This window comes from Pseudomonas sp. NPDC086251, from assembly GCF_044746405.1.
Classification (GTDB): Bacteria; Pseudomonadota; Gammaproteobacteria; order Pseudomonadales; family Pseudomonadaceae; genus Aquipseudomonas.
In genome coordinates, this window is sequence record NZ_JBIVBY010000044.1 from 1 (window position 1) to 7,076 (window position 7,076).

Annotated in this window: 7 protein-coding genes; 2 read left to right on the plus strand and 5 right to left on the minus strand. The window is 59.2% G+C overall.

Annotation, left to right across the window (positions count from 1 at the left end; all coding sequences use genetic code 11):
- The 4 genes from ACIPL2_RS31585 to ACIPL2_RS31600 form a co-directional block, all read right to left on the minus strand.
- On the minus strand, window positions 1-575 hold a 575-nt coding region (locus ACIPL2_RS31585; RefSeq protein WP_401363731.1), incomplete at its 3' end, for a TCP-1/cpn60 chaperonin family protein.
- A 49-nt stretch (window positions 576-624) separates the two neighbouring features.
- Window positions 625-918, minus strand: a complete 294-nt coding sequence (locus ACIPL2_RS31590; RefSeq protein ID WP_007948593.1) for a co-chaperone GroES — start codon at window positions 916-918, stop codon at window positions 625-627.
- A 246-nt stretch (window positions 919-1,164) separates the two neighbouring features.
- Entirely contained in the window at window positions 1,165-1,641 is a 477-nt protein-coding gene (locus ACIPL2_RS31595) for an FxsA family protein (RefSeq protein ID WP_401363734.1), read from the minus strand.
- A 66-nt stretch (window positions 1,642-1,707) separates the two neighbouring features.
- The gene (locus ACIPL2_RS31600; RefSeq protein ID WP_401363737.1) at window positions 1,708-2,439 is read right to left on the minus strand and encodes a HugZ family protein; all 732 of its coding nucleotides are present in this window, start codon (window positions 2,437-2,439) and stop codon (window positions 1,708-1,710) included.
- 164 nt (window positions 2,440-2,603) lie between these two features.
- Here ACIPL2_RS31600 and ACIPL2_RS31605 point away from each other — a divergent pair, with 164 nt between their 5' ends.
- A complete protein-coding gene (locus tag ACIPL2_RS31605) occupies window positions 2,604-3,362 on the plus strand; it encodes an SDR family oxidoreductase (RefSeq protein WP_401363739.1) in 759 nt (252 codons plus the stop codon).
- Window positions 3,363-3,481: 119 nt separating this feature from the next.
- Here the strand turns inward: ACIPL2_RS31605 and apbC are convergent, their stop codons facing one another.
- Window positions 3,482-4,576: an iron-sulfur cluster carrier protein ApbC gene (apbC, locus tag ACIPL2_RS31610; RefSeq protein WP_401363742.1), complete on the minus strand. Its 1,095-nt coding sequence runs from the start codon at window positions 4,574-4,576 to the stop codon at window positions 3,482-3,484.
- Between the two features lie 220 nt (window positions 4,577-4,796).
- On the opposite strand from apbC, the gene metG reads away from it, so the two are divergent.
- A complete protein-coding gene (gene metG / locus ACIPL2_RS31615) occupies window positions 4,797-6,848 on the plus strand; it encodes a methionine--tRNA ligase (protein WP_401363745.1) in 2,052 nt (683 codons plus the stop codon).
- The last annotated feature ends 228 nt before the right edge of the window (window positions 6,849-7,076 follow it).

A 7,076-nucleotide genomic window follows, 5' to 3' on the forward strand; every position in this document is an offset into this window, starting at 1 on the left:
CCTTCAACAACCGACAGTTCGTTTTCCAGGCCCGAGCCTTCTTCACCGGTGATCACGCCTTCTTTACCGACTTTTTCCATGGCTTCGGCAATGATGTCGCCGATGGAGCTGTCGGAGTTGGCCGAGATGGTGCCGACCTGAGCGATTGCCTTGGTGTCAGCGCAAGGCTTGGACAGGGCTTTCAGCTCTTTGACGATAGCGATGGTCGCTTTGTCGATACCGCGCTTCAAGTCCATCGGGTTCATGCCGGCAGCGACGGCTTTCAGGCCTTCGTTGACGATCGATTGAGCCAGAACGGTCGCGGTGGTGGTGCCGTCGCCTGCGTCATCGTTGGCACGGGAGGCAACGTCTTTGACCAGCTGCGCGCCCATGTTTTCGAAGCGATCTTTCAGCTCGATTTCTTTGGCAACGGAAACGCCGTCCTTGGTGATGGTCGGAGCGCCGAAGCTCTTCTCGATGATCACGTTACGGCCTTTAGGGCCCAGGGTCGCTTTTACTGCGTCAGCCAGGACGTTGACACCGGCGAGCATTTTCTTGCGGGCGGAATCGCCGAATTTAACTTCTTTAGCAGCCATGATCGATATTCCTTAAATACTTTGTAGTAGCGGGAAAATGAGCGGGGAATCAGCCTTCGACAACAGCGAGGATTTCGCTCTCGCCGATGACCAGCAGGTCTTCGCCGTCAACTTTCACAGTGTTGCTGCCGGAGTAAGGGCCGAACACAACCTTGTCACCCACTTTCACGGACAGCGCACGCACTTCACCGTTGTCCAGGACTTTGCCCGGGCCTACAGCGAGGACTTCGCCCTGGTTTGGCTTTTCAGCAGCCGAACCTGGCAGGACGATACCGCCAGCGGTTTTCTTTTCTTCTTCGCTGCGACGGACGACGACGCGGTCATGCAGAGGACGAAGCTTCATTGTCGATCTCTCCTAATTGTGGTTTTCATCGGCCGGTGTATTCCCGGCGGGTTTAACAAATCCGGCGGTGCCGGGTGCGGCTCGACAAGCAAGCCGCGGAAGTCTGTCTGGCGTGATCGCCAGAAACCTTGCGGTGACCGTTACATAAGGGCGCATAAGCTTATTACAAGGGCGGGGATCGAAATTTTTTACGTTGCTGCCCCGAAAACGGACACGACACCCGAAGGTGCCGTGCAGTGAAGCGGATTACTTGCTATCGCGGTGTTCGAACTCGCCCTCGATCACATCAGGCTCACGGCCCAGCGGCTGACGTGGCGCGGGACCGCCACGGGGCTGAAGGTCATCGGCGAAGGCCCGCTGACGGATCGCCTGCTCCTCGGCACGCTGGCGCATTTTATTGGCCAGCAGGCGACGAGAGATCGGCAGCAACATGATCAGGCCCAGCACGTCAGTGACGAAGCCCGGCAGAATCAACAGGCCACCCGCCAACGCCAGCATCAGGCCTTCAAGCATGGTCTGGGCTGGCAACTCGCCGCGGTTCAGGCTTTCACGGGCACGCAGTGCAGTGGCCAGGCCGGCGACACGCAGCACGAACACGCCGAGCATCGAGCCGAGAATGACCAGCAGCAGCGCCGGGAAAAACCCGATAGCGCCGCTTACCTTGACGAATACGAACAGCTCCAACACCGGGAACAGTACAAAGAGCAACAAAAAAGGGCGCATCAAATGGTTCCTCAACGCAAGAATGCCTTGCCAGTCTTCCCTAGATGACGTCGCCGTTTCGTGAATTCAAGCGCCGGCCACTTCATTTTTCGGCCAATGCTCGGCGTGAGCCAGGAAAACCAAGGCTTCCCGGACTTGTGTCGGCGTATTACAAGGCGCTTGAAACGGTAGCCAGTAGAGGCCCTGACCGATGCGCAGGTGCATGCCTTCGGTATCGATGCCGGCCAATTGCGCCGGTTCGGTTTTCGGTAGCCCGGCCAGGTCGACGTAGTGGGCAATTGCCTTGGCGTGATCGGCGTTCATGTGTTCGACCATGCTCACCTCAGCCTTGCCGGCGAACGGGTTGGCCAGGGTCAGGTGATCGACCCAGTGAATCGCGCCGAAACCGCCGATGTAACGGTGGCGCACCGGATTGAGCACCCAGAAATCGAAATCGTGGGCCTTGTGGTAGCTCTGGGAATCCGGGAAGTAGCGGTAGTAACGCTCGGCCGCCGCGTCGATGGCTGCCTCATCCTCGAGCTTTTCCGCTTCGGCGAGGTAGGTCAGGCGACCCACGGCTTGTACGTCTTCGGCCTCGCGCTCGCCGACGAACAGTGAACATTTCGGGTCTTTCTGCAGGTTGTGCGTGTGCTGGGCGATGCGGCTGATCAGGATCAGCGGCCGGCCCTGCCCGTCCAGGCAGTACGGCACCACGGAGCCAAACGGGAAACCGGGCATCGCCTTGGAGTGCGTCGAAAGCACTCCACGGTATTCCTTGAGAAGCAATTCTCGGGCATTCTTGGCCGCTTCAACGCTCAATTTATGACTCCTTATATAGAATCCGTCGAAAAAACGGACAGGCGCCTGGGGATAAGTTCCAGTACGCCCTCGGGGCAGTTCTCATGTGCAACCAGGCCACATCAGGTGCAGATCGAGAGGCCCTCTAGAAGGAAACCACTCTGACCTGCTATTGGGGCATGCGAATGCAACTCACTGACAAAGTAATCATTATCACTGGCGGTTGCCAGGGTTTAGGCCGATCCATGGCCGAGTATTTTGCGGGCAAGGGCGCGAAGCTGGCGCTGGTCGACCTGAACCAGGAAAAACTCGACGACACCGTCGCCGCTTGCAAAGCCAAGGGTGTCGAGGCCCGCGCCTACCTGTGCAACGTCGCCAATGAAGAACAAGTGACGCACATGGTTGCCCAGGTGGCCGAAGACTTTGGCGCGATCCATGGCCTGATCAACAACGCCGGGATCCTGCGCGACGGGCTGTTGATCAAGGTCAAGGACGGCGAGATGACCAAGATGAGCCTGGCCCAGTGGCAAGCGGTCATCGACGTCAACCTGACCGGCGTGTTCCTGTGCACTCGCGAAGTCGCGGCGAAAATGGTCGAGCTGAACAACAGCGGCGCGATCATTAATATCTCGTCGATTTCCCGCGCCGGCAACGTCGGCCAAACCAACTACTCCGCCGCCAAGGCCGGTGTCGCCGCCGCGACCGTGACCTGGGCCAAGGAACTGGCACGCTACGGTATTCGTGTGGCGGGCATTGCGCCGGGCTTTATCGAAACCGAGATGACCCTGGGCATGAAGCCTGAGGCGCTGGAGAAAATGACGTCCGGGATCCCGCTCAAGCGCATGGGCAAGCCGGAAGAGATCGCCCATTCGGCGGCCTACATTTTCGAGAACGACTACTACACCGGCCGGATCCTGGAAATGGATGGCGGGTTGCGGATCTAAAGCAAAGTCAAAAGATCGCAGCCTCGCTTCGCTCGACAGCTCCTACAGAGGAATGCGAAACCCATGTGTAGGAGCTGTCGAGTGAAACGAGGCTGCGATCTTTTAACAGGCGACGCAGATTAATCGTCGCTGATGGAGATGTTCGGCATCGCCGGCGATACCGCTTCCTGCAACACGATCCGCGCGCCGACGTGGCGGGCCAGTTCCTGATAGACCAGCGCAATCGGGCTGTCCGGCTCGGCGATCACCGTTGGCTTGCCGCCATCGGCCTGCTCGCGGATGGCCATCGCCAGCGGCAACGAAGCCAGCAGTTCGACGCCGTACTGGTTGGCCAGTTTCACCCCGCCACCCTCGCCAAACAGATGCTCGGCATGGCCGCAGTTGGAGCAGATGTGCACGGCCATGTTTTCCACCACGCCCAGCACCGGAATGTTGACCTTGCGGAACATCTCCACGCCTTTGCGTGCGTCCAGCAACGCCAGATCCTGTGGCGTGGTCACGATCACCGCACCGGCCACCGGGACTTTCTGCGCCAGGGTCAGCTGGATGTCACCGGTGCCTGGCGGCATGTCGATGACCAGGTAATCCAGGTCGCCCCAAGCGGTTTGCGTGACCAACTGCAACAAGGCACCGGAGACCATCGGCCCGCGCCAGACCATCGGCGTGTTGTCGTCGGTCAGGAACGCCATGGACATCACTTCGACGCCATGGGACTCGATCGGCACGAACCATTTCTGGTCCTTGACCTTTGGTCGGGTGCCTTCCGGGATGCCGAACATGATGCCTTGGCTCGGACCGTAGATGTCCGCGTCGAGAATCCCCACTTTGGCGCCTTCGCGGGCCAGGGCCAGCGCGAGGTTGGCGGCCGTGGTGGATTTGCCCACACCGCCCTTGCCGGAGGCCACGGCCACCACGTTCTTGACGTTGGCCAGGCCCGGAATCTGTGCCTGGGCCTTGTGCGCGGCAATCACGCTGGTGATGTCGACGCGGGCGCTGGTCACGCCGTCCAGGCCCTGAATGGCCATTTCCAGCATCTGCGCCCAGCCACTCTTGAACAGCCCGGCGGCGTAACCGAGTTCGAGCTGGACGCTGACGCGATCGCCCTGGATGTCGATGTTGCGCACGCATCCGGCGCTGACCGGATCCTGGTTCAGATAAGGGTCGGTGTATTGGCGAAGGACGGCTTCCACCGCTGCGCGATTGACGGCGCTCATGGGCAACTCCGATAGCAAGACTGGAAAATCAGGCGGGTATCGTACCTGAAAAGATCGCAGCCTTCGGCAGCTCCTACAAGTTCACCGCAATCCCTGTAGGCGCTGCCGAAGGCTGCGATCTTTTCTGGCGGTTCATCCAATGAAACAGGTGCACAGGGTGAAAAATATACTCGGGCGCTTTATAGTGGCCGACCTCCGTTTCATCAAGTAGCCGAGCCCCATGTCCGAGCCACGCAAGATCCTCGTCACCAGCGCCCTGCCCTATGCCAATGGTTCGATCCATCTTGGCCACATGCTGGAATACATCCAGACCGATATGTGGGTGCGCTTCCAGAAGCACCGCGGCAATCAATGCATTTATGTCTGCGCCGACGACGCCCACGGTTCGGCCATCATGCTGCGCGCGGAAAAGGAAGGCATCACCCCGGACCAACTGATCGCCAACGTCCAGGCTGAACACAGCGCCGACTTTGCCGAGTTCCTGGTCGACTTCGACAACTTCCACTCCACTCACGCCGAAGAAAACCGTGAGCTGTCGAGCCAGATCTACCTGAAGCTGCGCGACGCCGGGCACATCGCCCAGCGCTCGATCACGCAGTACTTCGACCCGGAAAAGAAAATGTTCCTGGCCGACCGCTTCATCAAGGGCACTTGCCCGAAATGTGGCACCGAAGACCAGTACGGCGACAACTGCGAAAAATGCGGTGCGACCTACGCACCGACCGACCTGAAGGATCCGAAGTCGGCAATCTCTGGCGCCACCCCGGTGCTCAAGGATTCCCAGCACTTCTTCTTCAAACTGCCGGACTTCCAGGAAATGCTGCAAGCCTGGACCCGCAGCGGCACCCTGCAAGACGCCGTCGCCAACAAAATCGCCGAATGGCTGGATGCGGGCTTGCAGCAATGGGACATCTCCCGTGATGCGCCGTACTTCGGTTTCGAGATTCCCGACGAGCCAGGCAAGTACTTCTACGTTTGGCTGGATGCGCCAATCGGCTACATGGCCAGCTTCAAGAACCTCTGTGATCGCACGCCGGAGCTGGATTTCGACGCGTTCTGGAACAAAGACTCCACCGCCGAGCTGTACCATTTCATCGGCAAGGACATCGTCAACTTCCACGCGCTGTTCTGGCCAGCCATGCTCGAAGGCGCCGGTTTCCGTAAACCGACCGGCATCAACGTGCACGGCTACCTGACCGTCAACGGTCAGAAAATGTCCAAGTCCCGTGGCACCTTCATCAAGGCCCGGACCTACCTGGATCACCTGTCGCCGGAATACCTGCGTTATTACTACGCGGCCAAACTGAGCCGTGGCGTCGACGACCTGGACTTGAACCTCGAAGACTTCGTGCAGAAGGTCAACTCGGACCTGGTCGGTAAAGTCGTCAACATCGCCAGCCGTTGCGCCGGTTTCATTCATAAAGGCAACGCTGGCGTGCTGGTGGCCGGCAACGCTGCGCCGGAATTGACCGAAGCGTTCCTCGCTGCTGCGCCGAGCATCGCCGAGGCCTACGAGGCTCGCGACTTTGCCCGCGCCATGCGCGAGATCATGGGCCTGGCCGACCGTGCCAACGCCTGGATCGCCGACAAGGCGCCGTGGTCGCTGAACAAACAGGAAGGCAAGCAGGAAGAAGTCCAGGCCATCTGCGCCCTGGGCATCAACCTGTTCCGCCAACTGGTGATCTTCCTCAAGCCAGTGCTGCCGTTGCTGGCCGCCGATGCCGAGGCGTTCCTGAACGTTGCGCCACTGACCTGGAACGACCACGCAACCTTGCTCAGCAACCATCAGCTGAACGAGTTCAAACCGTTGATGACCCGTATCGACCCGGTGAAAGTGCAAGCCATGACCGACGCTTCGAAAGAAGACCTGACCGCCAGCCAGACCGACACCGGCGAAGCCGCCGCTCAAGGCAACGGCGAACTGGCCAAAGATCCGCTGTCGCCGGAAATCGAGTTCGATGCCTTCGCGGCCATCGATTTGCGTGTCGCGCTGATCGTCAAGGCTGAACACGTGGAAGGTGCCGACAAGCTGTTGCGCCTGACCCTGGACATCGGTGACGAGCAACGCAATGTGTTCTCCGGGATCAAGAGCGCTTACCCGGATCCGTCCAAGCTCGATGGTCGCCTGACCATGATGATCGCCAACCTCAAGCCACGGAAAATGAAGTTCGGCATTTCCGAAGGCATGGTCATGGCGGCCGGTCCTGGCGGTGAAGAAATCTACCTGCTCAGCCCTGACAGCGGCGCCAAGCCAGGTCAGCGCATCAAGTAAGTTTTGATCTGCTGAACCCATCCCACAGTCGTGCCCGGCATGTCTGTGGGATTTTCATGTCTGGCCCATACTATCTCTCAAGTCCGTAGGAGCTGTGTAGGAGCTGTGTAGGAGCTGTGGGGGGGTAAGGGGGGGGGGTGTTTTTTTTTTTTTTTTTTTAAAAAAAAAAAAAAAAAAAAAAACACGGTTGTGTGGGGCCCGGAAATAGACCAACGAAAAAACGAACAA

What these genes read in the sequence shown, in the direction of transcription:
- ACIPL2_RS31605 (WP_401363739.1), top strand. Translation starts at nt 2,604, where the DNA reads ATGCAACTCACTGACAAAGTAATCATTATCACTGGCGGTTGCCAGGGT.
- ACIPL2_RS31595 (WP_401363734.1), bottom strand. Translation starts at nt 1,641, where the DNA reads ATGCGCCCTTTTTTGTTGCTCTTTGTACTGTTCCCGGTGTTGGAGCTG.
- ACIPL2_RS31590 (WP_007948593.1), bottom strand. Translation starts at nt 918, where the DNA reads ATGAAGCTTCGTCCTCTGCATGACCGCGTCGTCGTCCGTCGCAGCGAA.
- metG (WP_401363745.1), top strand. Translation starts at nt 4,797, where the DNA reads ATGTCCGAGCCACGCAAGATCCTCGTCACCAGCGCCCTGCCCTATGCC.
- apbC (WP_401363742.1), bottom strand. Translation starts at nt 4,576, where the DNA reads ATGAGCGCCGTCAATCGCGCAGCGGTGGAAGCCGTCCTTCGCCAATAC.